The 21232-nt window shown below is 67.5% G+C and carries 25 protein-coding genes; 13 read left to right on the top strand and 12 right to left on the bottom strand.

Annotation, left to right across the window (positions count from 1 at the left end; all coding sequences use genetic code 11):
- The first annotated feature begins 22 nt into the window (after positions 1-22).
- Complete coding sequence (locus tag ACWGCN_RS28310; protein WP_452459011.1) at positions 23-235, top strand: DUF2283 domain-containing protein; 213 nt, start codon at positions 23-25, stop codon at positions 233-235.
- Between the two features lie 163 nt (positions 236-398).
- On the opposite strand, the gene ACWGCN_RS28315 is transcribed toward ACWGCN_RS28310, so the two are convergent.
- Together ACWGCN_RS28315 and ACWGCN_RS28320 are read right to left on the bottom strand one after the other, a co-directional pair.
- Entirely contained in the window at positions 399-1577 is a 1179-nt protein-coding gene (locus ACWGCN_RS28315) for a thiolase C-terminal domain-containing protein (protein WP_452459012.1), read from the bottom strand.
- Entirely contained in the window at positions 1574-2764 is a 1191-nt protein-coding gene (locus ACWGCN_RS28320) for an OB-fold domain-containing protein (protein ID WP_452459013.1), read from the bottom strand. The genes ACWGCN_RS28315 and ACWGCN_RS28320 overlap by 4 nt, the downstream gene beginning before the upstream one ends.
- A 125-nt stretch (positions 2765-2889) precedes the next feature.
- Here ACWGCN_RS28320 and ACWGCN_RS28325 point away from each other — a divergent pair, with 125 nt between their 5' ends.
- Together ACWGCN_RS28325 and ACWGCN_RS28330 are read left to right on the top strand one after the other, a co-directional pair.
- Positions 2890-3081: a hypothetical protein gene (locus ACWGCN_RS28325; protein WP_379318798.1), complete on the top strand. Its 192-nt coding sequence runs from the start codon at positions 2890-2892 to the stop codon at positions 3079-3081.
- Positions 3078-3971: an alpha/beta fold hydrolase gene (locus tag ACWGCN_RS28330; RefSeq protein WP_067444810.1), complete on the top strand. Its 894-nt coding sequence runs from the start codon at positions 3078-3080 to the stop codon at positions 3969-3971. The genes ACWGCN_RS28325 and ACWGCN_RS28330 overlap by 4 nt, the downstream gene beginning before the upstream one ends.
- 64 nt (positions 3972-4035) lie before the next feature.
- On the opposite strand, the gene ACWGCN_RS28335 is transcribed toward ACWGCN_RS28330, so the two are convergent.
- Genes ACWGCN_RS28335 through ACWGCN_RS28365 form a run of 7 tightly spaced genes read right to left on the bottom strand, consistent with a single transcriptional unit; the run spans position 4036 to position 10658 of the window.
- Positions 4036-5184: an acyl-CoA dehydrogenase family protein gene (locus tag ACWGCN_RS28335; protein WP_452459014.1), complete on the bottom strand. Its 1149-nt coding sequence runs from the start codon at positions 5182-5184 to the stop codon at positions 4036-4038.
- A 17-nt stretch (positions 5185-5201) separates the two neighbouring features.
- Positions 5202-6347 (bottom strand): thiolase family protein, encoded by a 1146-nt coding sequence (locus ACWGCN_RS28340; RefSeq protein ID WP_452459015.1) that lies wholly within the window; start codon positions 6345-6347, stop codon positions 5202-5204.
- 17 nt (positions 6348-6364) lie between these two features.
- Positions 6365-7168: an enoyl-CoA hydratase/isomerase family protein gene (locus tag ACWGCN_RS28345; RefSeq protein ID WP_452459016.1), complete on the bottom strand. Its 804-nt coding sequence runs from the start codon at positions 7166-7168 to the stop codon at positions 6365-6367.
- On the bottom strand, positions 7168-8388 hold the full coding sequence (locus ACWGCN_RS28350) for a CaiB/BaiF CoA transferase family protein (RefSeq protein WP_452459017.1): 1221 nt from the start codon (positions 8386-8388) through the stop codon (positions 7168-7170). The genes ACWGCN_RS28345 and ACWGCN_RS28350 overlap by 1 nt, the downstream gene beginning before the upstream one ends.
- Positions 8388-9155 carry an SDR family NAD(P)-dependent oxidoreductase gene (locus ACWGCN_RS28355; protein ID WP_452459018.1) on the bottom strand — a complete coding sequence of 256 codons (768 nt, stop codon included), beginning with the start codon at positions 9153-9155 and terminating at the stop codon, positions 8388-8390. The genes ACWGCN_RS28350 and ACWGCN_RS28355 overlap by 1 nt, the downstream gene beginning before the upstream one ends.
- 1 nt (position 9156) lies before the next feature.
- The gene (locus ACWGCN_RS28360) at positions 9157-10335 is read right to left on the bottom strand and encodes an acyl-CoA dehydrogenase family protein (RefSeq protein ID WP_378990251.1); all 1179 of its coding nucleotides are present in this window, start codon (positions 10333-10335) and stop codon (positions 9157-9159) included.
- 14 nt (positions 10336-10349) lie between these two features.
- Positions 10350-10658, bottom strand: a complete 309-nt coding sequence (locus ACWGCN_RS28365; RefSeq protein ID WP_378990252.1) for a hypothetical protein — start codon at positions 10656-10658, stop codon at positions 10350-10352.
- A 157-nt stretch (positions 10659-10815) separates the two neighbouring features.
- Here ACWGCN_RS28365 and ACWGCN_RS28370 point away from each other — a divergent pair, with 157 nt between their 5' ends.
- The 9 genes from ACWGCN_RS28370 to ACWGCN_RS28410 are packed head-to-tail and all read left to right on the top strand — an operon-like array spanning position 10816 to position 18014.
- Positions 10816-11349, top strand: a complete 534-nt coding sequence (locus ACWGCN_RS28370; protein WP_067444787.1) for a carboxymuconolactone decarboxylase family protein — start codon at positions 10816-10818, stop codon at positions 11347-11349.
- 4 nt (positions 11350-11353) lie between these two features.
- Entirely contained in the window at positions 11354-12625 is a 1272-nt protein-coding gene (locus ACWGCN_RS28375; RefSeq protein ID WP_067444784.1) for an aromatic ring-hydroxylating oxygenase subunit alpha, read from the top strand.
- Positions 12606-12932, top strand: a complete 327-nt coding sequence (locus ACWGCN_RS28380; RefSeq protein ID WP_387444603.1) for a hypothetical protein — start codon at positions 12606-12608, stop codon at positions 12930-12932. The genes ACWGCN_RS28375 and ACWGCN_RS28380 overlap by 20 nt, the downstream gene beginning before the upstream one ends.
- Before the next feature lie 2 nt (positions 12933-12934).
- Entirely contained in the window at positions 12935-14146 is a 1212-nt protein-coding gene (locus ACWGCN_RS28385) for a metal-dependent hydrolase family protein (RefSeq protein ID WP_067444766.1), read from the top strand.
- The gene (locus ACWGCN_RS28390) at positions 14142-14549 is read left to right on the top strand and encodes a nuclear transport factor 2 family protein (protein WP_378990423.1); all 408 of its coding nucleotides are present in this window, start codon (positions 14142-14144) and stop codon (positions 14547-14549) included. Before ACWGCN_RS28385 ends, ACWGCN_RS28390 begins: the two co-directional genes overlap by 5 nt.
- Positions 14546-15649 (top strand): acyl-CoA dehydrogenase family protein, encoded by a 1104-nt coding sequence (locus tag ACWGCN_RS28395; RefSeq protein WP_378990255.1) that lies wholly within the window; start codon positions 14546-14548, stop codon positions 15647-15649. Before ACWGCN_RS28390 ends, ACWGCN_RS28395 begins: the two co-directional genes overlap by 4 nt.
- Before the next feature lie 51 nt (positions 15650-15700).
- Positions 15701-16450, top strand: a complete 750-nt coding sequence (locus tag ACWGCN_RS28400) for an acyl-CoA dehydrogenase family protein (RefSeq protein WP_452459024.1) — start codon at positions 15701-15703, stop codon at positions 16448-16450.
- Positions 16447-17106: a TetR/AcrR family transcriptional regulator gene (locus tag ACWGCN_RS28405; protein WP_452459019.1), complete on the top strand. Its 660-nt coding sequence runs from the start codon at positions 16447-16449 to the stop codon at positions 17104-17106. Before ACWGCN_RS28400 ends, ACWGCN_RS28405 begins: the two co-directional genes overlap by 4 nt.
- 32 nt (positions 17107-17138) lie before the next feature.
- Entirely contained in the window at positions 17139-18014 is an 876-nt protein-coding gene (locus ACWGCN_RS28410; RefSeq protein WP_452459020.1) for an acyl-CoA thioesterase, read from the top strand.
- A gap of 34 nt (positions 18015-18048) precedes the next feature.
- Here the strand turns inward: ACWGCN_RS28410 and ACWGCN_RS28415 are convergent, their stop codons facing one another.
- From ACWGCN_RS28415 to ACWGCN_RS28425, 3 genes are all read right to left on the bottom strand, one after another.
- Entirely contained in the window at positions 18049-18975 is a 927-nt protein-coding gene (locus ACWGCN_RS28415) for an inositol monophosphatase family protein (RefSeq protein WP_452459021.1), read from the bottom strand.
- Positions 18976-19132: 157 nt separating this feature from the next.
- Positions 19133-19294 (bottom strand): transposase, encoded by a 162-nt coding sequence (locus tag ACWGCN_RS28420; protein WP_452459022.1) that lies wholly within the window; start codon positions 19292-19294, stop codon positions 19133-19135.
- A 14-nt stretch (positions 19295-19308) separates the two neighbouring features.
- Entirely contained in the window at positions 19309-20094 is a 786-nt protein-coding gene (locus ACWGCN_RS28425; protein WP_452529140.1) for an SDR family oxidoreductase, read from the bottom strand.
- A gap of 63 nt (positions 20095-20157) precedes the next feature.
- Here ACWGCN_RS28425 and ACWGCN_RS28430 point away from each other — a divergent pair, with 63 nt between their 5' ends.
- Complete coding sequence (locus ACWGCN_RS28430) at positions 20158-21183, top strand: helix-turn-helix transcriptional regulator (protein ID WP_452529141.1); 1026 nt, start codon at positions 20158-20160, stop codon at positions 21181-21183.
- Positions 21184-21232: the final 49 nt, after the last annotated feature.

Consider the following 21232-nt stretch of genomic DNA (forward strand, 5'->3'; position numbering starts at 1 on the left):
GACAGGAGTTGTCCTTGTGCGGATGACCTACGATTCGACGGCAAACGCCGCGATGATCTACCTCGCCGATCGCATCGGTCCCGGACAAGCCGTCCGGCAACAAGCAGTACCACTCGACGGGGCCGAGATGATCCTGGATTTCGATGGCGATGGCGTGTTACTCGGCATCGAGGTGATCGGCGCACGCGAAACCATCTCGGCCGACGTACTCGACGCGGCTGAACAAATCGGATGATCCCCGCCGGTTCGGACTACTCGGCACACGCTGCGGGTAGCCCGAACCGGCGGCTCGATCTGATGACCGCATCAACCCGAAGCGAGATGCGATCACCTGGCATTGCCGCCAATACTGTGCTGATCGACTCAGCGATCGCGGCCACCGTCGTCGACGGACCCGCCTACGACTGAGTCGTGTCTCGCGCGTCGGGCCCGGCCAGGATCGTCACGGCCGCGACCGCGGTGGGACCACCGATGGAGTGCGCCAACCCGATTCGGGCCCGGTCGACCTGGTTCACCGCGTCGCCGCGCAACTGCTCGAACAACTCCACGCACTGCGCCACCCCGGTGGCGCCCGGCGGATGTCCCTTCGACTTCAAGCCGCCGCTCGGATTGACCGGTAGCGCGCCGCCCACGCTGGTGACGCCCGCTTCGACGAGCTTGTGGGCCTCGAACCGATCGGCGAACCCGAGATCCTCGTAGCTCATCAACTCGATGCCGGTGAAGAAGTCGTGCACCTCGGCGACATCGATGTCCGACGGGGTCAGCCCGGCCATGCCGAACGCCTGGCGCGCGGCGCGGACCGTGGCGGGGAATGTCGTCATGTCCCGCTTGTGCTGGTGCATCACCGAATCCATGCCGAGTCCCACCCCGCGAATCCACACGGGGCGGTCGGTGTAGCGATCGACCACGTCCTCGGCGGCCAGCACGAGCGCCGCCGCCCCGTCGCTCTGCGGCGCGCAGTCGTAGAGCCCGAAGGGCGTGACCACCGTCGGCGCCGCGAGCGCTTCCTCGATACTGATCTCGAAGCGCAACCGCGCCTTGAGGTTTCGGACACCGTGCCGATGGTTCTTCACCGCGACCATGGCCATGTGTTCGCGCGTGGCAGGCGATTCGTGCAGGTACCGTGCCACGTGCAGCGCGAACCCGGCAGGCGCGACCAGCCCGAGCGGGTAGTCCCAGGCCATGTCACGGGTCATCGCCTCCCACTCCCACAGCATGTCCTTGGATGCCGACTCACGCAGCTTGTCCGCGCCGACCACCAGGGCCACGTCGATAGCGCCGGAGGCGATCGCGAGCAGCGCGTTGCGGACCGCGTCGTGCCCGGTGGCGCAGGCGTTCTCGACGCGGGTCACCGGAATGTCGGGCAGCCCGAGGGTGTCGGCGAGAATGCCGGAGGCGAACCCGTCGGCGGTGCCGAGCTCACCGAACCACGCCGCCTGGATGTCGGATTTTCGGAACCCCTTGTCGATGGTGCGCGCGCAGTCGGCGAAGGCCATCGGCACCAGATCTTTGATACCGAGCGCGAAATGCTCGGCGAAGGGCGTCATTCCGGCGCCGACGATGGCGACTCTTCTCATGCTGCCGACTCCTGTCGTTCGGGGGTTTCCGGTTCGAAGGCGTAGCCGTAGTCCGGCACGCCGGAGCGCACCGCCACGCGCCGCAACACCATGCGGCCGCGATCGCCGATGTCCACCGAACCCGGTTCGGCGCTGGTCACTTTCACCAGCGCGCGCACGCCGACCTCGTCGAGTTCGACGATGACCAGCGAATACGGCGTTTTCAGCCCGGGCACCGGCACGTGCACGGTCACCGACGTGTACACGGTGGCGGTGCGGGGCAACGGCACCAGCGTGTAGTCGGTGCGCAAAGTGCCGTCGTCGTCCACCCGATAGCGGGGTGGGAAGTCCAGTTCGTCGGTGCCGTCGTGGCGTCCGGCCGCCCAGCGCACTTTCGCCTCGAACGCGCGCTCATAGGCGGCCAGCGAGATCGGGATGTCGGCCCCGGGCACGAAGCTCGTCACCGGTTTCTCCCGCGGCGGCGGTTCGCGCCGATGCACCGGCACCGCGCCCGCCGCGACCGTGACGCCGGACAGACTGCCCTGTTCCACTCCGACCAGCGGGCCGGCCTGTCCCGCGTCCACCATCGCCGCCAGCGCGAACAATCCAGAACTCGCCCCCAAGGTAGGCAGCGGCGGCGGGGTGCCGATACAGAGGTCGGTGGCCTGTTCGTGATCGACACCGGCCACCGCGACCGGGGTGTCGAGCCAGGACGCGGCCAGTGACCCGAGAAGTCCGCGTTCGCGCAACAGTCGGGGGTCGCCGTAGTCGTGCACGACGCCGGTGGCGTAGCGGGTCCGGACCGGCAGACTCCGGGCGACGCGCGCCGCGGTGCGCACCTGCAGTCCTCGTTCGCCCGTCACCGCGGCGGCCGCGCCGGCCGGATCGAGGTCGACGCCGATCACCAGGGTTCGCGGCCGCGAAGAGCCGAGTGCGTCGAGGGTCGCGGGTGCGCCGCCGAGCCGCTCGGTGACCTCCAGTTCGGAATCCAGACCGAGGCCTGCCAGCAGTACCGCGGCGTTGCCGCCTTCCAGCAGCGGCAGATCCCGGCTGACCAGCACGACGTGCTCCACCCCGGCCCCCGAGGCGATCGCGGCCCGCCCCGCTTCGACGGCGAGGGTGATCGCGTCCTCGTCGTCACCGGGTACGCGCTGTTCGGCGGTACCCCAGCACGGCAGATAGGTACCGACCGAAGCGATCAACGGCATCGTGCTCTCCCGACCTAGGTGATAATGTGATTCTCATATTAGAGAATGCAGTCTAGCAACAGGCCGGAATCGGTGACATTGCGATCCGCTCCCTGGATCTTTCCGACAATTGAATGGGGAGTCTCATGACTGGGACAACTCTCCCGCTGCCCAGCGGCGGCATCACCGTCATCGGGCGCCTGCGCGCGTACGCCTACCACTACGGCACGGCGGTGCTGCCGGATCTCACGATCGCTGCCTGTGCCGTGCTCGTCTCCGCGGAGGCGGGCCATCTCACCCTCACCCCCACCGACTCCGAAGGCGACTCCACACCATGACCAGTGCCGGTTCCGATCTGGTGCGGCTACCGCACGAGGTACCGATCAGCTCCTACGTCGTCGATATCGACGGAATCCCGATGTCGGCCACGGTCGCCGAGGCGGCCGACCCGCGCGCCGTCATCATCGCCGTCCACGGCGGCGTGACGACCTCCGCCTACTTCGACTGCCCCGGCCACCCCCGGCTGTCGCTGTTGCGCACCGCGCCCGCGCTCGGGTTCACGGTGGTCGCGATCGACCGCCCCGGCTACGGCAGTTCGGCGCCGCACGCGGCCGACATCGCACCGGCCGCCCGCCGCGTCGACCTCGCCTACGCCCTGGTGGAGCGCGTGCTCGGGACGCGCGAGCGCGGAGCGGGGATGTTCATCCTCGCGCATTCCGCCGGGTGTGAACTGGCCGTCCGGATGGCCGCCGACGAGCGCGGCGCGCAGTTGCTCGGCATCGAACTCGCCGGCACCGGCAGGAAACACCACCCCGAAGCCATCAGCAACCTGACAGCGGCCGGGCCGGGGCGCGGCGAACGTCTGCGCGAACTGCTCTGGCAGCCGAGCCGTCTGTACCCGGCCGAGGTCTTCGGTGGCGCCGCGATCGCGTCGCCGGGCCCAGCGTACGAGGCCACCATGATGCCGCAGTGGGTGGCGCACGATTTCGAGCACACCGCCGCGAAGGTCCGCGTTCCCGTCCAGTTCACCGTGGGCGCGTACGAAAAGGTTTGGCGCACCGACCCACTCGCGTTGGGCGAGATCACCGCGCTGTTCACGGCCGCGCCGCGCGTGCTGCTCCACGAGCAGGCCGACGCGGGCCACAATCTGAGCATGGGGCATTCGGCGACCGCCTATCACCTCCGGGTGATGTCGTTCATCGAGGAATGCGTGATCGCGCGCCGCTGAGATCGCCGATCAACGAAATCCGCCCCACGACAAGGATTGTCGTGGGGCGGATTTCGTCGGTATCTCAGAGGCCGAGGGATTTGGCGATGATCACCTTCATGACCTCGCTGGTTCCGGCGTAGATCCTGGCCACCCGCGCGTCGGTGTACAACCGTGCGATCGGGTACTCGCTCATATAGCCATAACCACCGAACAGCTGCAGACACCGATCGACCACCCGGCCTTGCACTTCGGTGGTGAACAGCTTCACGCGTGCCGCGTCGGGGCCGGACAGTTCACCATCGACCAGATCCAGCACGGCACGATCCACCATGGCCTGCGCCGCCTCGACCTCGGCCGACATCGCGGCGAGTTCGAACTTGGTGTTCTGGAAGGACGCGACCGGTTTCCCGAAGGCCTTGCGTTCCTTGACGTAGTCGATCGTGGCGGTGATCGCGGCCCGCGCCTGGGCAACCGAGCCGACCGCCACCGTCATCCGTTCCTGCGACAGATTGTTGCCGAGGTAGCCGAAGGCCTCGCCTTCGGTCCCGAGCCGATTCGCCACGGGAACCCGGACCGCGTCGAACGACAACTCGACCGTGTCCTGCACCTTGCAGCCCATCTTGTCCAGCACCCGCCCGCGCTCGAAGCCGGGCATGCCGTCCTCGACCACCAGCAGGGTCAGACCCGCGCGCCGGTTCTCCGGATCGGTCGAGGTCCGCGCCACCACGATCACCAGATCGGCGAGCAGGCCGCCGGTGATGAACGTCTTCGCGCCGCTGAGCAGATAGTCGTCGCCGTCGTGCACCGCGTAGGTGCGCATCCCGGCCAGATCGGAGCCGGTGCCGGGTTCGGTCATCGCGATGGCGGTCAGCAACGAACCGCTCGCCAGCCCTGGGAACCAGCGTTCACGTTGCTGCTCGTCGGCATAGGCCAGGAAATACGGGAGGATGACATCGAGCTGGGTGCGCACCGTGCTCAGCGTCACCAGCGCCCGCGCCGCTTCCTCCTGCAGGACGGCGTTGTAGCGGTAGTCCCGCAGGCCCGCTCCCCCGTACTCCGGTGGGATGGCGACGCCGAGAATGCCGAGGGCACCGAGCTTTTCGAAGACCTCGCGCGGCATCTGCCCGGCCTTTTCCCACTCGGCGTAGTGGGGCGCGATCTCCTTGTCGATCAATTCCCTGGCCAGCCCGCGGAAGGCTTCGTGGTCCTCGGTGTAGATGTCTCGGCGCACCGATGTCTCCTTGTTGCTCAGGCGACCAGTTCGACGATGGCGGCGTTGGCGGTGCCGCCGCCCTCACACATCGTTTGCAGGCCGTAGCGAATTCCGTTGTCGCGCATGTGATGAACCATCCGGGTGAGCAGACCCGCCCCCGAACCACCAAGCGGATGACCGAGCGCGATGGCGCCGCCGAGCGGGTTGAGCAGCTGTGCGTCGGCGCCGGTTTCGGCGAGCCAGGCCAGCGGCACCGACGCGAACGCCTCGTTCACCTCGAAGACGCCGATCTCGGCGAGATCGAGACCGGCTTTGCGCAGGACCTTCTCGGTCGCCGGAATCGGACCGGTCAGCATGAGTACCGGGTCGGCGCCGGTCACCGCGCCCGCGCGGTAGCGCACCAGCGGTGTCAGCCCCAGTTCGCGGGCCCGCTCCGGTGTCGTCACCAGCACGGCGGCGGCGCCGTCGGAGATCTGGGAGGAGTTACCCGCGTGGATCACGCCGTCGGCTTGGAAGGCCGGCTTGAGTTTGGCCAGGGTCTGGGGTGTCGTCCCACGGCGCACGCCTTCGTCGGCGGTCACCGTCCCCGCTTCGGTCTCGACGGGCACGAGCTGGGCGTCGAACGCGCCACGGTCCTGGGCGGCCGCGGCCAGTTCGTGCGAGAGCGTGGCGAATTCGTCGAGCCGATGACGATCCAGCCCCCACTTCTGGGCGATCAGCTCCGCGGAAATGCCCTGGTTGAACGAGAAATCCTCATAGCGCGCACGGGCTTTCGGGCCGTAGGGGGCCCCACCCTCCTTCGCCGCGCCGAGTGGGACCCGGCTCATCACCTCGACCCCACCCGCGACGACGACATCCTGCTGCCCCGACATCACCGCTTGCACAGCGAAATCCACCGCCTGCTGGCTCGAGCCGCACGCCCGGTTCACCGTCGTGCCGGGAATGCTCTCCGGCCATCCGGCGGCCAGCACCGCGTAACGCCCGATATTGCTCGACTGGTCACCGACCTGGGAGACACAGCCCCAGATCACGTCGTCGATCACGGTCGGGTCGATCCCGGTGCGCTCGATCAGTGCGCTGAGCACCACCGCGGACAGATCCGCCGGATGGGTCCCCGCCAGTCCGCCGTTGCGTTTGCCCCACGGCGTGCGCACCGCCTCGACCACTACTACCTCACGCATGGCGCTCTCCATTCGAACTAGTCATCGTTGTGTTCGGTCTGCCGGGCGATCGCCCAGCGGCCGGTGAACTCCGGTTCCCGGGCGGCCGCGAACGCCGCGAAGGCCTCCGGTGCGTCGGCGGTCGCGAAGTTCACCCCCTGCGCCCGGGCCTCATTGGCCAGCGCGTCGCGCAGGGTGCGGTCCGCGCCCTCGTTCAGCAGTGCCTTGGTCTGGGCCAGCGCCACCGGCGGTCCGGCGGCGAGCCGTTCGGCGAGCTCGACGACGAAGGCGTCGAGCTCGGATTCGGCGACAACCCACGTCACCAGGTTCAGCGCGTGCGCCCGCTCGGCGTCGATCGTCTCGGCCAGCAGCGCCAGCCGCTTGGCCTGTTGTAGTCCCACGAGTTTGGGCAGCAACCAGGACCCGCCGAGATCGAGCGAGAGCCCGCGACGGGTGAAGATCTGCGAGAACCGCGACTCCGGCGTCGCGACCACCAGATCGCAGCCCAGTGCCAGATTCCAGCCCGCGCCCACCGCCACCCCGTGCACCTTGGCGATCGTCGGAATCGGCAACTCGTGCAGCAGCAGCGCGACATCGGTGAGCGCGCGCAACTTGTGCAGGGGATGGCTGGGGTCGGGTGTGGCGATATCCGCGCCGGAGCAGAAGGCCCCGCCCGCGCCGGTGAGCACGAGGGCGCGGACGTCGCGATCGCGGCCTGCCGCGTCCAGTGCCTCCCGCAGCGCCGCCCACAGTTCGCGATTGATCGCGTTCTTGCGGTGCGGACGATGCAGGGTCAGCGTGCGCACCCCGTTGCGGTCTTCGGTCAGCAGGATCTGATCCATCAGGGCGCGGCCGTGGCGATGAGACGGTGCAGGCGCAGCAGGGCGATCTCGTCGTCGGTGAGACCGAACTCCGCGAGCACCGCGTTCGTGTGTTCGCCCAGCGCGGGCACCGCGCCCATCGGCGGATCGAACCCGCTGATGATCGGGGGCGGGAGCAGCGCCGGGATCTGCCCGACCGGGGTATCGATCCGACGCCAGCGATCGCGCTCGGTCAGCTGGGGATGATCCAGCACTTCGCTCGGGGTGTTGTAGCGGGCGTTGCCGATGCCCGCGGTGTCGGCGGCCTGCTGGATGTGGGCCAGGTCGTGGCCGGCGCACCACGCGCCGATCTCGGCGTCGAGCACCTCGCGATGACGAACCCGGTCGGAATTGCTCCGGAATCGTGGGTCGTCGGCCAGATCCGCTCGTCCCAGCAGCTCACGCGAGAGACGTTGCCATTCCCCGTCATTGGTGGTGCCGAGCACGACGGTCTGCCCGTCACCGGTCGGGTACGCGCCGTAGGGCGCCACCGCGGGCGAACTCATGCCGAGCGGCTGCTGATCGATGCCGGAGTGCCGGGTGTAGGTGAGCTGGTAGCCCATCACCTCGGCCATCGTGTCGAACAGACTGACCGTGACCGCCGCCCCCTTCCGGGTGCGCCGGTCGCGCGCGGACAGCATGGCCAGGATCGAGATCGCCGCGTACAGACCGGAGCAGACATCGGCGACCGGTGGACCGGGCTTGGCGGGCGCGCCCGCCGCACCGGTCACCGCGCACACTCCCGATTCCGCCTGTGCCAGTAGGTCGTACGCGCGTTTGCCCGACAGTGGGCCGCCGGCGCCGAAGCCGTCGATCTCGACCGCGATCAGATCGGGATGGCTGTGCTCGAGGTCGGCCGGGGTGATACCGAGCCGCGCGGTGGCGCCGGGAGCGAGATTGGAGACGAGCACGTCGGCGTGGTCGAGCAGCCGGTGCAGCACCTCCATTCCGGCCGGCGATTTCAGGTTCAGCGCCACCGATTCCTTGCCACGATTCACCCAGACGAAGTGCGCCGCGAGGCCGTCGACCACATCGTCGTAGTACCGGGCGAAATCGCCCCCGTCCGGGTTCTCGATCTTCAGCACCCGCGCACCGAGATCGGCCAGGGTGCGCGTGCACATCGGCGCGGACACCGCCTGCTCCAGCGCCACCACCGTGACACCGGCCAACGGCGCGGGGTCCGCCGCCGCGTGTGCGGCCATCACATCACCATGCCGCCGTCGACCGGCAGCACCTGCCCGGTGACGAAGGAGGCCGCGTCGGAGGCGAGGAACACGAAGGCGCCCGCCACCTCATCCGGTTCCGCCCAGCGGCGCAACGGAATTCGGTTCAGCATCTGCGCGGAGAACTTCTCGTTGGTGCGCAGGGTGCTCGTCATCGGAGTCGCCGCCAGCGGGGCGAGCGCGTTCACCAGGATCTGCTTGCGGGCCAGCTCGCGCGCCAGCGACTTCGTGACGCCGATGATGCCGGCCTTGGCCGCGGAGTAGTTCACCTGGCCGAGCGTGCCGACGATGCCCGCCGAGGAAGTGACGTTGATGATCCGGCCGGTACCGTCGGTCGCCAATTTCGCCAGCGCGGCCTGCGAGCACCGGAATGTGCCCATCAGGTGGATGTCGAGCAACAGCGACACCGATTCCTCGCTGGTCTCGGCGAACATGGCCGGAGCGGTCACACCGGCGTTGTTCACCAGAATGTGCAGCACCCCGTCGGCCAGCTCGGCCGCCGCGGCGACGGCCGCGTCCGCGGACGCCCGGTCGCGCACGTCGAGCGCCGCGCTGCGAGCGGTGCCGCCCTCGGCCACGATCTTCTCCGCGACCACGGCCGCGGCGGCGCCGTCGACATCGGTGACCAGCACCGCGGCGCCCGCGGTGGCCAGGGCCCGCGCGACAGCGGCACCGATGCCGCCTGCCGCGCCCGTGACCAGTGCCGATCGTCCGGTCAGATCGAACAGTGCTGTGTTGACGGTCATTTCAGTAGCTCCTCGGCATTCCCAGCGTGTGCGATCCCAGGTAGTTCAGGATCATTTCCTGACTGATCGGCGCGATTTTCATCACGCGCGCCTCGCGGAAGTAGCGGGCGACGTTGTACTCCTCGGCGTAACCCATCCCGCCGTGGGTTTGCAGCGCGCGATCGGCGGCGGTGAAACCCGCCTCCGCGCACAGATACTTGGCGGTGTTCGCCTCGCGACCGCACGGTTGGCCGTTGTCGTAGAGCCAGGTGGCCTTACGCAGGACCAGCTCGGCGGCGTCGAGATGGGTCAACGAGTCGGCGAGCGGGAACTGGATGGCCTGGTTCATCCCGATCGGCCTGCCGAAGACCTCGCGGTCACCGGCGTAGCGCACGGCCCGATCCAGCGCGACCCGGCCGATGCCGAGTGCTTCGGCGGCGATCAGCATCCGCTCGGGGTTGAGCCCGTCCAGCAGGTACCGGAACCCCATGCCCTCTTCGCCGACCCGGTCCTCGACCGGAATCCGCAGGTCATCGATGAACAGTTCGTTCGAGGTGACGGCGTTGCGACCCATTTTCGCGATCGGCCGGATGTCGACCTTGGTGCGGTCGAGATCGGTGAGGAACAGGGTCATGCCGTCGGTCTTCTTCTCGACGTCCTCGTACCGGGTGGTGCGCGTGAGCAGCAGGATCTTCTCCGACTCCATGGCTTTGGAGATCCACACCTTGCGCCCGTTGACCACGTAGTGATCGCCCTCGCGCCGGGCGAACGTACTGATCCGGGTGGTGTCGAGACCCGCACCCGGTTCGGTGACCCCGAAACACACGTGCAGATCACCGCTGACGATGCGGGGCAGGGTCCGGCGCTTGAGTTCCTCGGATCCGTGCACCACCACCGGATGCATGCCGAAGATCGACAGGTGAATCGCGGTGGCCGCGTTCATCCCACCGCCGGAGCGGGCGACCTCCTCGAGCAATATCGACGCCTCGGTGATCCCCAGCCCGTGCCCGCCGTACTCCGGCGGAATCGTGATGCCGAGCCAGCCGCCCGCGGCGATGGTGTCGTAGAACGCCGCCGGGAACTCGTGGGCCTGATCGCGCTCCATCCAGTACTTGTCGTCGAACTTCTTCATCAGCTCGGCGACCGAGTCGCGGATCAGCTGCTGATCCTCGCTCAGCGCGAAACTCATCCCACCGGCCATGCGTACTTCCCCCATCAATCCGAGGCGGGCAGCGCTTTGGCCGCCTTCACCGTCATCGGCTCGCCGTCGCAGCTCAACGAGCCCGCGCCCGCCGCGATGCACAGCACCTCGACGTGCTCGGCCACATCCACATATCGCTTGCCGATCACCGTGCTCGGCGCACCACTCGCGGCGACCGTGGGGGCATTGACGGCAGGGATCATCGGGCTCGCGCCGCAGGTGATCACGGGCGTGCGGTTGGCCGGTACCCGGATCACCACCACTCGCGTACCGCAGACGGTGCTGGCGAGTTGATCACCGGGACGCAGTGGCACTGCGGTCATGGTGGATCTCCCTTCCTGAGGTTACGTCGCTCTCTCTCAATGAAAACTAGCTTCTCATTCAGCGAGAATCAATGACCCGTTGACTATCCGCCCAACCCGTGGAAATCTTACAGTTCAAATACGAGAATGTGATTCTCCGAATCGAGAGGAGGCAGTGATGCGCCTACCCCCGCTGCCGGCGGACCAATGGGACGAGCAGGTTCAGCGCGCCCTGTCCGGCCTGCTGCCCCGGGACCGGCAGAACCCGGCGGACGCCGGAAACGCACTGTCCACCCTGGTCCGCCATCCAGACCTGACGAAGGCCTACCTGAGCCTCGGTGTGCACCTGCTGTTCCGGTCGACACTGCCGGCGCGGGTACGCGAACTGGCGATCCTGCGCGTCGCCCATCGACGCGGCTGCGCCTACGAGTGGGCCCATCACGTGGAGATGGCCCACGAGTCCGGCGTGAGCGCCGCCGATATCGCGGCGGCGCAGGGCGGGCCTCCCACCGACGAGTTCGATCGCGTGATCTTCACCGCGACCGACGAACTCGACACCACAGCGAACCTGTCCGATTCGACCTGGGCCGCCCTCGGCGCGCACCTCGACGAGCGGCAGTGCATGGATCTGGTCTTCACGGTCGGCGGCTACGGCATGTTGGCCATGGCCTTCAACACCTTCGGCGTCGAAGTCGAACACACGGAAAGGTAATCCTTTGGCCCACTTCACCAAGCCGACAGCGGGTAGCTGGACGGAGCACTACCCCGAGCTCGGCACCGAGCCGGTGGACTACACCGACTCCATCGACCCCGACTTCTACGAGGACGAGCGCAACGCCATCTTCAAGAAGACCTGGCTCAATATCGGTCGCGTCGAACGACTTCCGAAGGTCGGCAGCTACTTCACCAGGGAACTGCCCTCGGTCGGCACCTCGCTCATCATCGCCAAGGGCAACGATCAGGTCGTGCGGGCGTTCCACAACATCTGCCGCCACCGCGGCAACAAGCTGGTCTGGGACGACTTCCCGAACGAGGAGACCTCGGGCACGTGCCGCCAGTTCACCTGCAAGTACCACGCCTGGCGCTACAGCCTCGAGGGCGAGGTGAACTTCGTCCAGCAGGAGAAGGAGTTCTTCGACCTCGACAAGCAGCTCTACGGCCTCAAGACCGTGCGCTGCGAGGTATGGGAGGGCTTCATCTTCGTCAACCTCGACGAGGACGCCCCGCCGCTCACCGAGTACCTGGGCACCCTCGTCGCCGGCGTCGAAGGCTACCCGTTCCACGAGTTCACCGAGGTCTACAGCTACCGCGCCGAGATCGGCAGCAACTGGAAGCTGTTCATCGACGCGTTCGCCGAGTTCTACCACGCGCCGATCCTGCACATGAAGCAGGCGGTCAAGGACGAGGCCGACAAGCTGGCGGGCACCGGTTACGAGGCGCTGCACTACGAGCTGCAGAGCCCGCACTCGATGATCTCCTCGTGGGGCGGCATGGCCCCGCCCAAGGACCCCAACATGGTCAAGCCGATCGAGCGCGTGCTGCGCAGCGGCCTGTTCGGACCGTGGGACAAGCCCGACATCGAGGGCCTGGACAAGCTGCCCGAGGGCATCAACCCCGCCCGCCACCGGGCCTGGGGCGTCGACGAGTTCGAGATCTTCCCGAACATGTCGCTGCTGTTCTGGGAGCCCGGCTGGTACCTCACCTACCACTACTGGCCGACCGCGGTGAACAAGCACATCTTCGAGGCGAACCTGTACTTCGTGCCGCCCAAGACCGCGCGCGAACGCCTGGGCCAGGAGCTGGCCGCGGTCACCTTCAAGGAGTACGCGCTGCAGGACGCGAACACCCTCGAAGCCACCCAGACGATGCTGGCCACCCGCATCGTGTCCGATTTCCCCCTCAACGACCAGGAGATCTTGCTGCGCCACCTGCACAAGGTCGCCAAGGACAAGGTTCAGGAGTACCGAGATGCCACTGCTGCCCGCTGAATTCGCTGATCTGGAGCAGTTCTCCGACTGGGTCCTGCCCACCGAGCCGCAGCGCTACACCAAGCGTCTCGCCTCGAGCATGCCCGACATGCAGGAGTTCTACGACAAGGCGTTCCCCCGGCTGGAGGACGCGATCACCTACTGCGACAAGTTCCCGCTCGACGACCTGCCCGAGGATGCCCGCGCACTGCTGCATCTGATGCAGTCGCTGGTGAACGTGTCCTTCCCCGTCGAGGTCTGGAAGCAGGCGCGGGTGCCCGACTCCGGCGCCGCCATGGTCCACCTCATCCGGGAGCCGGTGGTCTGATCATGCTGACGCTGTTGGCTGCCGGGTACCTCGACATCGACACCGGCGAGATCGTCCGACCAGGAGTCATCCGGATCGAGGGTGATCGGATCGTCGGCCTCGGCGGCGAACCCGAGGGCGAGATCATCGACCTCGGCGACGCCGTCCTGCTGCCCGGCCTGATGGACATGGAGGTCAACCTCCTGATGGGCGGGCGCGGCGAGACCGGGCTGGCCTCCAGCGTTCAGGATGATCCCCCGCTGCGAATGCTGCGTGCGGTGGGCAATGCCCGCCGCACGCTGCGGGCCGGTTTCACGACCGTGCGCAACCTCGGTCTGTTCGTCAAGACCGGCGGGTATCTGCTCGACGTCGCGCTCGGCAAGGCCATCGACGCAGGCTGGGTCGACGGTCCGCGCATCGTGCCCGCCGGGCACGCGATCACCCCGACCGGCGGACATCTCGATCCGACGATGTTCGCCGCGTTCGCCCCGCACGTGCTGGAACTCAGCATCGAGGAGGGCATCGCCAACGGTGTCGATGAGGTGCGCAAGGCGGTCCGGTACCAGATCAAGCACGGCGCGCAGCTGATCAAGGTCTGTGTCTCCGGCGGCGTCATGTCGCTCACCGGAGCGCCTGGGGCGCAACACTATTCGTCCGAGGAACTGCGGGCGATCGTCGACGAGGCGCACCGGCGCGGGTTGCGGGTCGCCTCCCACACCCACGGCGCCGACGCGGTGCGCGCCGCGGTCGAGGCGGGGATCGACTGCATCGAACACGGCTTCCTGATCGACGACGACGCCATCGCCCTGATGGTCGAGAAGGGCACCTACCTGGTGCCGACCACCCGCCTGGCCGACGCCATGGACGTGTCGAAAGCACCGCCGGAGCTCCAGGCCAAGGCGGCACAGATGTTCCCGCGCGCCCGCACCTCGGTGCTGGCCGCCTACAAGGCCGGGGTGAAGATCGCGGTGGGCACCGACGCCCCCGCGATCCCGCACGGCCGCAACGCCGACGAGCTGGTCGCGCTCGTCGACCGCGGCATGAGCCCGTTGGCCGTGCTGCGCGCCGCGACCACCACGGCCGCCGAACTGATCGATGTCACCGACCGGGGCCGGCTGGCCGAGGGTCTGCTCGCCGACATCATCGCGGTTCCCGGCGACCCACTCACCGACATCACCGTCACCCAGCGGGTGCGGTTCGTGATGAAAGGCGGAAAAGTCTTTGTCCAGAATTGACGACGTGATCGAGCTGGAACAGCTGCTCGCGCGGTACGCGGTCACCATCACCAAGGGCGACATCGAGGGCCTGATCGCGGTGTTCACCCCCGACGGCAACTACAGCGCTTTCGGCGACACCTACCCGCTCGACGAGTTCCCCGATCTCGTCGCCGCGGCGCCGAAGGGGTTGTTCCTCACCGGCACACCGGCATTGGAGATCGACGGCGACACCGCCAGCGGCACCCAGCCGCTGTGCTTCATCGAGCAGTCGACCCACGACATGCGGATCGGCTACTACAGCGACACCTACGCGCGCACCGACGCGGGCTGGCGGCTGCGCACCAGGGCCATGACGTTCATCCGTCGCAACGGCGACCACGATTCCGGCCGTCCGCACGCCTTCGAACGACCGAGTGCGTGAACCGCGCCGACTTCCGGACCGGTCTGCGGTCCTGGCTCGACGCGAACGACCTGTCCGCGGGGCCCGACCATTCGCTCGACGCACAGGTCGAGCAACTGGCCAGGGTCCGGCGCGCGCTCTTCGACGCGGACTGGATGCGGTACGGCTGGCCCGCCGAGGTGGGAGGTCTCGGCGGACCGGCGGTGCTGCGGGCGATCCTCGGCGAGGAGGTCGCGACCCGCGACCTCGCCGAGCCCGGCATCTACTCCATGATCGAGGTGCTCGCGCCCACGATGATCTCCTACGCCGGCCCGCAGCTGGCAGCGGAAATGGTGCCGCGACTGCTCAGCGGCCGGGAACAGTGGTGCCAGGGGTTCTCCGAGCCCGGCTCGGGCAGCGATCTCGCGTCCCTGAGCACCAAGGCCGAGCAGCGCGGTGATCACTGGGTGATCACCGGCCAGAAGGTGTGGACCAGTCTCGCCCAGTACGCGGCGCGCTGTGTCCTGTTGACCCGCACCGGAATCGGCCACGACGGGATCACCGCGTTCTTCGTCGACATGGACTCCCCCGGCATCACCGTGCGGCCGTTGCGCACGATGCACGGCATCGACGAATTCGCCGAGGTGTACTTCGACGAGGTCGTCGTGCCCGCCGACCGCATGCTCGGCCGACCGGGCGACGGCTGGCGGATCGCGATGGATCTGCTCCCACACGAGCGCTCCACCTGCTTCTGGCACCGGATCGCTTATCTCTACACGCGATTCGACCAGCTGCTCGAGCAGACCGCGCACGACGACCGGGCCGGCCACGACGACGCCGAACTCGGCGCCGTCCACTTGGCCCTGCACACCATCCGCTGCCGCTCGCTGGCGACGCAGGAACGTCTGGCGGCCGGCGGCAAGCTGGGGCCGGAGACCTCCGTCGACAAGGTGCTGCTCGCCACGGCCGAACAGCACCTGTTCGACACCGTCCGCGATCTGCTGCCCGGCGTCATCGAGCTCGCCGATTCACCGTGGCGCGCGGAATACCTGTACTCGCGCGCCGCGACGATCTACGGCGGCACCGCCGAGATCCAACGCAACATCATCGCGCGTCGACTGCTCGACCTGGGGAAAGAGTGAACCGTGGATGCTGCCGAACTCGATCTGCTGGCTCAGACGCTGCGCAAGACCATGCGCGACGCCTCCGGCGCGGAGCTGCACACAGCGCTCGTCGACCTGGGCTGGCAGGAGATGCTGACCGACGCGCCTGATGCCACTGTCCCCCTGGTGTTCCGGTTGCTCGGCGAGACCGGCGCGCACGCGCCGCTGCTCAACGACGTCATCCGGGTGGCGGGCGGACTGTCCGCCGACGACCCGGTCGCGCTGCCCTGGTCCGGGGGGACCTGGGTGCGCTGGGACCACGCCGACGACGCGTCCGGCGCTGACCGATCCCCTACCCTGGACGCCGATCTGCCGATCCGCGCGGTCCCGGCGGGGACGCCGATCCCACTGGCCGAGGGCCGGCGGGCGCTGGGCTGGTGGCTCACCGGCGCGAGCCGGGCCATGCTGACCCTCGCCCGCACCCACGCCGTCGATCGCGTGCAGTTCGGGCGGCCGGTGGCCTCGTTCCAGGCGATCCGGCACCGCCTCGCCGAAACCTTCGTCGCGATCGAGGGCGCCGAGGCCACCTTAGCCGCGGCCACCGACGATCTCGGTTCGCTGCTGGCCAAGGCCGCCGCGGGGCGGGCCGCCCTGATCACCGCGCGGCACTGTCAGCAGACGCTGGGCGGCATCGGCTTCACCGCCGAACACGATCTGCATCGCCACATCCGCCGGGTGCTGGTCCTGGACGGACTGCTCGGCAGTTCCCGCGAACTGGTCCGCGAGGCGGGCGCCATCGCGCGCGCTTCGGGCACGGCCGCGCGGCTGGTGCAGCTATGAGTGAGCGCGCGGAACCCGCCTGGAAACAACGCGCGGTGGAACGGTCGATCAAGTCCACCCGGTTGCGGGCCGAACAGCGGGTGCAGCGCTTCCTCGAAGCGGCCCAGGCGATCATCTCCGAGAACGGCAGCACCGATTTCACCGTGCAGGAGGTGGTGGAGCGGTCGCGCCAGTCGCTGCGCAGCTTCTATCTGCAATTCGACGGCAAGCACGAACTGCTGCTCGCCCTGTTCGAAGACGCGCTGCTGCGCACGGCCGAGCAGATCCGCCTCGCGGCGGCCGAGGAGGACGATCCGCTGACCCGGCTCGGAGTCGCAGTACAGCTGCTGTTCTCGCTGTGCCGGTCCGATCCCCGGGATCGCCACCCGCTGTTCACCGACTTCGCGCCGCGCCTGCTGGTCACTCATCCCGCCCATGTGAAAGTCGCGCACGCACCACTACTCGCGCTCTTCGTCGACCTGGTGACCGACGCCGCGTCGGCGGGGACGCTGCGCCCCGGCCTCAATCCCCGCCGGGTGGCCGCCATGACGATGCAGACCGTGATGTTCACCGCCCAGTCCAGCGGCGGCCAGGACGACCTGGCAGCGCGCCCGATCACCGCCGAGGAAGTCTGGGAGTTCTGCGCCGCGGGCGTCACCGGCACCGTGAGAACATAATTCTCTTTCAGGTAGAATAGGATATTTCGACTATGACCGATCTCTGGAACAGCCTGCTCGCCAGCCTGGATCTGGGTGTGTCGCCGCCCGACGACGGCGCCACCGACCTCGGCCCTGCCACGACCGTGTTCGAAGGACCCCACCTGCCGCTGAACTATCGCAGGCTCTTCGGCGGCCAGATCCTGGGGCAATTCGTTCGCGCCGCCGAACTCGCCTGCCCGGACAAATCGGTCAAGTCGATCCACACCCTCTTCGCCAAGGAAGGCGGCTACGACGCACCGCTGCGCTACGAGGTGACCCGCCAGCACGAAGGCCGCTCGTTCGCCACCCTCGCGATCGTCGCCAGGCAGTCCGGGCGCGTCATCGCCACCGCCGCCGTATCCATGCACGTCGACGAGGACGGCCCGCAATTCCAGCACATCGAGGACGTCCCCGCGCTGCTCGATCCGGAATACCGCGTCACCTTCGACCTGCTCCCCTGGGAGACAAGAGCTTTCGACGATCTCAACGCCACCACCGCCGCCCTGCCCGAGTACGAGTTCTGGATGCGCACGCCCGCCGTCGACGCCAACCTGTCCGCCGCGCTGGCCGCCTACGCCACCGACCTGAACCTCATCGGCACCGCCCTGCGCCCACTCGAGGGCATCAGCCAGCGCGGCAACGGCACCACGTTCAACTCCGCCGTCACCGCCCACACCCTGTGGTTCCACCGCCCGTTCCGCACCAACGACTGGCTACTGCTGCGCCAGCACAGCCCGGTCCTGGCACACGGCCGCTCCTTCGGCCGAGGCGACGTCCTCACCGTCGCAGGCGAACTCGTCGCCTCCTTCGCCCAGGAAGCCCTCGTCCGCTTCGGCGCCGAAGCGGCCGAAGCGATCTCGGCCCAGCCCGCCGCACAGCGCGGGTAGTCGAGACCACGCCAGATCACAGCAACAGCCGCTGTCACCGCTGCATGGTTTCGCGTATCTCCTCTGCGAGGACTCGATTGCCGGCCGCGATGAACTTTCGGCGCGTACCCATCGTCTGGTTGATCTCCGCTGTGCTGTTGAGGCCGCAGTCCAGCGGGATCGGATCACCATCGAGATCGATCGTCACGCCCCCGGCTGCGTGCAAAATATAATGTCCGGGTGACAGATCCCAGACGGCAAATCCCTTGGCGAATTCCACCGTTGCATCGGTGAATCCGGCAGCGACGTGGCACAAACTGACAGAGCCGAAATCAACCCCGATTCGCCCTCTCCTTTTTCCGTCCGCCGATGCCGCGCTCAGTGCATCGAAGAATTGTTGTTGCTTTGCCAGAGGGCGAAATCGTTCCTCTGGACGCATCAGGTAGTTCGTGACCAGCGCTTGGGGAAGCCGGGCGCGCGAAGGCTGGTTCAGTGCATGGCGGTCGCCGCTTGCAGTGACCATGAACGCACTATCGGCGCCATCCGGTTCTCGCATGGCCGCGTATAGCTGGACATGATGAAAAATATCGCCGACTACCGCAATGACGGGCCGTTTCAGAGATCGCGAGTAGACCATGATATGGGTGTAACCATGCAGGGATCGAACGGCCAATTCGCTGGTATCCAGCGGATCGACGAGGATGCACAAATCTGGTTCCGGGTCGCTTCCAACAACTTGCGGATCAGCCTCTTCTGATGCGTATATGAACGACGGTAAGTACACGGAGAGAAGTTCCTTGTAGCGTCCGTGCATCCACAAGTCGTACTCCGACAGGAAATTGTCCTCGTGGCGGATATTCTCAGTCTCCGATCGGTGCCCGGTCAGCGCGGCTTCTACCAGGCGGGGCCGTATCTCGGCCATCATGGCTGGCACCATGTCAGTGATGTATTGCGCCAACTCGGTCGTGTTCTGGTCGCTCATGCGAAGGTCACCTTTGCTCGAATCTAGCGCAACTCCAATGGAGGTTCGATTCCCAGGTTCTGCCAGAGGCTGAACCTGTCCGCGACCTGTATCGCGCCGGGGGCACCGAGACGAACACCTTCGGCGTACGACCCGGAGCCGTCTCGGCATACCACCTCTACCCCGGGTGCGTGGTCAGCCAATTCGCCAGGGTCTGAGCGTCTCTGCCTGGCAAAAACTTCAGTGGTGCGCCCGTCTCACAGTCGATCAACACGGTGCCGTAGTTATGGCCACGCAGCAACGCGAAGTCGTCCACCCCCCAGACGGAATTCAGCGGCACACCCGGGTATTCGGTCAGGTCAATCCGCCGTCGGCGCGGATGTTCTGGCCGGTGACCCAGCGGCTGTCAGGGTGAACGAGGAGCGCCACGAGGTCGGCGATATCGGTAGGTTGGCCGATGCGACCGAGTGCGGTCATCGCAGCGGCCCCCTCCACGGCGCCTGGATTCGCGCTGGCACGCAGCAGATCGGTATCAGTCGGGCCGAGCGAGATGGTGTTGGCCGTGATGCCTTTGTGCCCGAGCTCGCGGGACGCGACGCGGGTGAGCTGCTCGACGGCAGCTTTGCTGGCCGCGTAGATCGCTTCCCCAGCGCTCGGCCAATGGGTGCCGACAGTGGAGACGGTGATGACCCGGCCGTTGTCACGCAGTCGCGGCGTTGCCTGAGCAAGGGTCAGGAATGTGCCTCGGGCGTTGACGGCCATCACCCGATCCCACTCGTCGAGAGTCGCCTCAGCCAGTGGTGCGCTGGTGAACACACCGGCGTTGGCCACGAGAATGTCGAGCCCGACGCCCGCGGCCCGAAACACCTCGTCCGCCGCAGCGAACCCAGCAGTGACCTGGTCGGGGTCGGCGAGATCGACCTGCACGGCCGATACTTGCCCGTTCGATTCGGTGTTCTCGGCGACCAGCGTGTCGGCGGCGTCGGAGCTCGTGGCGTAGGTGAACACCACGGTGGCGCCGTCTGCGGCCAACCGGTTGGTGATCGCGCGGCCGATGCCGCGCGATCCTCCGGTGACCAGGGCGCCTCGCCCCGCCAGCGGTCGGAACGGCATGGCGGATGGATGTGTCGAAGTAGTCATGTCGGTAACGGTGGCATCGATCGCGGCACGAATCGCTCCGCAATAAATGAGACGCTGGTGACCATGGTCGATACCAGTGTCCGGCTGCTGCGGCTACTCGGGCTCCTACAAACCCAGCGGCTGTGGACCGGGGCTGAGCTGGCGTCGCGTCTGGGCGTGAATACCCGCACGATCCGTGCCGACATCGCACGCCTGCGGCGGCTCGACTATCAGGTCGACGCTGTTTCCGGTGTGGCAGGCGGGTATCGACTCCGCGCCGGCGCGAGACTGCCACCTCTGCAACTCGACGACGACGAGGCCATCGCGGTAGCCGTAGCTCTGCGCACCGCCGTCGGTGCCGGTGTGGTCGGTATCGGCGAAGACGCGGCCCGCGCGGCCACCAAACTCCAGCAGCTACTCCCGCCCCAGCTGCGTCACCGGCTCCACACGATCAGCGCGGTTGCTGAGGCCATACCGAACTCTCGAGATCCGGTGGAACCCAGTATTTTCCGGGACGTCGCCGCGACTGTCGAGCGCAACGAAGTGCTCCGCTTCGACTACACCGATCGGCACGACAGAGCCAGCGAGCGTCGTGTCGAACCGTACCGGTTGGTGCACTGCGGCGGCCGGTGGTATCTCGTCGGCTACGACCTCGATCGCCAGGACTGGCGCAGCTACCGCCTCGACCGAATCTCACCGAAGACACCGACCGGGCCCCGATTCACCGCCAGAGACCTCCCCGCGCGCGATCTCGCGACATTCGTGACCCGCGGACGGATGGCCGCGCTGTGGAACTACACCGCCCGAGTGATCGTCGACGCGCCTGCCGAAACCGTCGCAGCGCGCATACCTACCGGCATCTGGACGGTTGAACCGATCAATCCGCACACCAGCGCGCTAGAAGCCGGCGCACAAAGCCCGCAACTGCTCGCGGCATACCTCGCCGCGATGGACCTCGATTTTCGTCTAGAGGCAGGCCACGCGCCCGAGCTAGGGGCCGCCATCGAGACGCTCGCGGCACGCTACACGGCAGCTATGCACCCTATGGAATCACCAGGACTCCATAGAGGCAGCTGTTCACTGAAAGGGCTTACTATCCCTCCTAGTTGACGCCGCAGCTCACCGCTCGCGGCGCCGTGACCCCGGATCGGTCGATGCC

This window comes from Nocardia sp. NPDC055050 (assembly GCF_053608345.1).

What these genes read in the sequence shown, in the direction of transcription:
- ACWGCN_RS28310 (WP_452459011.1), top strand. Translation starts at nt 23, where the DNA reads ATGACCTACGATTCGACGGCAAACGCCGCGATGATCTACCTCGCCGAT.
- ACWGCN_RS28315 (WP_452459012.1), bottom strand. Translation starts at nt 1,577, where the DNA reads ATGAGAAGAGTCGCCATCGTCGGCGCCGGAATGACGCCCTTCGCCGAG.
- ACWGCN_RS28320 (WP_452459013.1), bottom strand. Translation starts at nt 2,764, where the DNA reads ATGCCGTTGATCGCTTCGGTCGGTACCTATCTGCCGTGCTGGGGTACC.
- ACWGCN_RS28325 (WP_379318798.1), top strand. Translation starts at nt 2,890, where the DNA reads ATGACTGGGACAACTCTCCCGCTGCCCAGCGGCGGCATCACCGTCATC.
- ACWGCN_RS28330 (WP_067444810.1), top strand. Translation starts at nt 3,078, where the DNA reads ATGACCAGTGCCGGTTCCGATCTGGTGCGGCTACCGCACGAGGTACCG.
- ACWGCN_RS28340 (WP_452459015.1), bottom strand. Translation starts at nt 6,347, where the DNA reads ATGCGTGAGGTAGTAGTGGTCGAGGCGGTGCGCACGCCGTGGGGCAAA.
- ACWGCN_RS28345 (WP_452459016.1), bottom strand. Translation starts at nt 7,168, where the DNA reads ATGGATCAGATCCTGCTGACCGAAGACCGCAACGGGGTGCGCACGCTG.
- ACWGCN_RS28350 (WP_452459017.1), bottom strand. Translation starts at nt 8,388, where the DNA reads ATGGCCGCACACGCGGCGGCGGACCCCGCGCCGTTGGCCGGTGTCACG.
- ACWGCN_RS28355 (WP_452459018.1), bottom strand. Translation starts at nt 9,155, where the DNA reads ATGACCGTCAACACAGCACTGTTCGATCTGACCGGACGATCGGCACTG.
- ACWGCN_RS28360 (WP_378990251.1), bottom strand. Translation starts at nt 10,335, where the DNA reads ATGGCCGGTGGGATGAGTTTCGCGCTGAGCGAGGATCAGCAGCTGATC.
- ACWGCN_RS28365 (WP_378990252.1), bottom strand. Translation starts at nt 10,658, where the DNA reads ATGACCGCAGTGCCACTGCGTCCCGGTGATCAACTCGCCAGCACCGTC.
- ACWGCN_RS28370 (WP_067444787.1), top strand. Translation starts at nt 10,816, where the DNA reads ATGCGCCTACCCCCGCTGCCGGCGGACCAATGGGACGAGCAGGTTCAG.
- ACWGCN_RS28380 (WP_387444603.1), top strand. Translation starts at nt 12,606, where the DNA reads ATGCCACTGCTGCCCGCTGAATTCGCTGATCTGGAGCAGTTCTCCGAC.
- ACWGCN_RS28385 (WP_067444766.1), top strand. Translation starts at nt 12,935, where the DNA reads ATGCTGACGCTGTTGGCTGCCGGGTACCTCGACATCGACACCGGCGAG.
- ACWGCN_RS28400 (WP_452459024.1), top strand. Translation starts at nt 15,701, where the DNA reads ATGCGCGACGCCTCCGGCGCGGAGCTGCACACAGCGCTCGTCGACCTG.
- ACWGCN_RS28405 (WP_452459019.1), top strand. Translation starts at nt 16,447, where the DNA reads ATGAGTGAGCGCGCGGAACCCGCCTGGAAACAACGCGCGGTGGAACGG.
- ACWGCN_RS28410 (WP_452459020.1), top strand. Translation starts at nt 17,139, where the DNA reads ATGACCGATCTCTGGAACAGCCTGCTCGCCAGCCTGGATCTGGGTGTG.
- ACWGCN_RS28415 (WP_452459021.1), bottom strand. Translation starts at nt 18,975, where the DNA reads ATGAGCGACCAGAACACGACCGAGTTGGCGCAATACATCACTGACATG.
- ACWGCN_RS28425 (WP_452529140.1), bottom strand. Translation starts at nt 20,094, where the DNA reads ATGACTACTTCGACACATCCATCCGCCATGCCGTTCCGACCGCTGGCG.
- ACWGCN_RS28430 (WP_452529141.1), top strand. Translation starts at nt 20,158, where the DNA reads ATGGTCGATACCAGTGTCCGGCTGCTGCGGCTACTCGGGCTCCTACAA.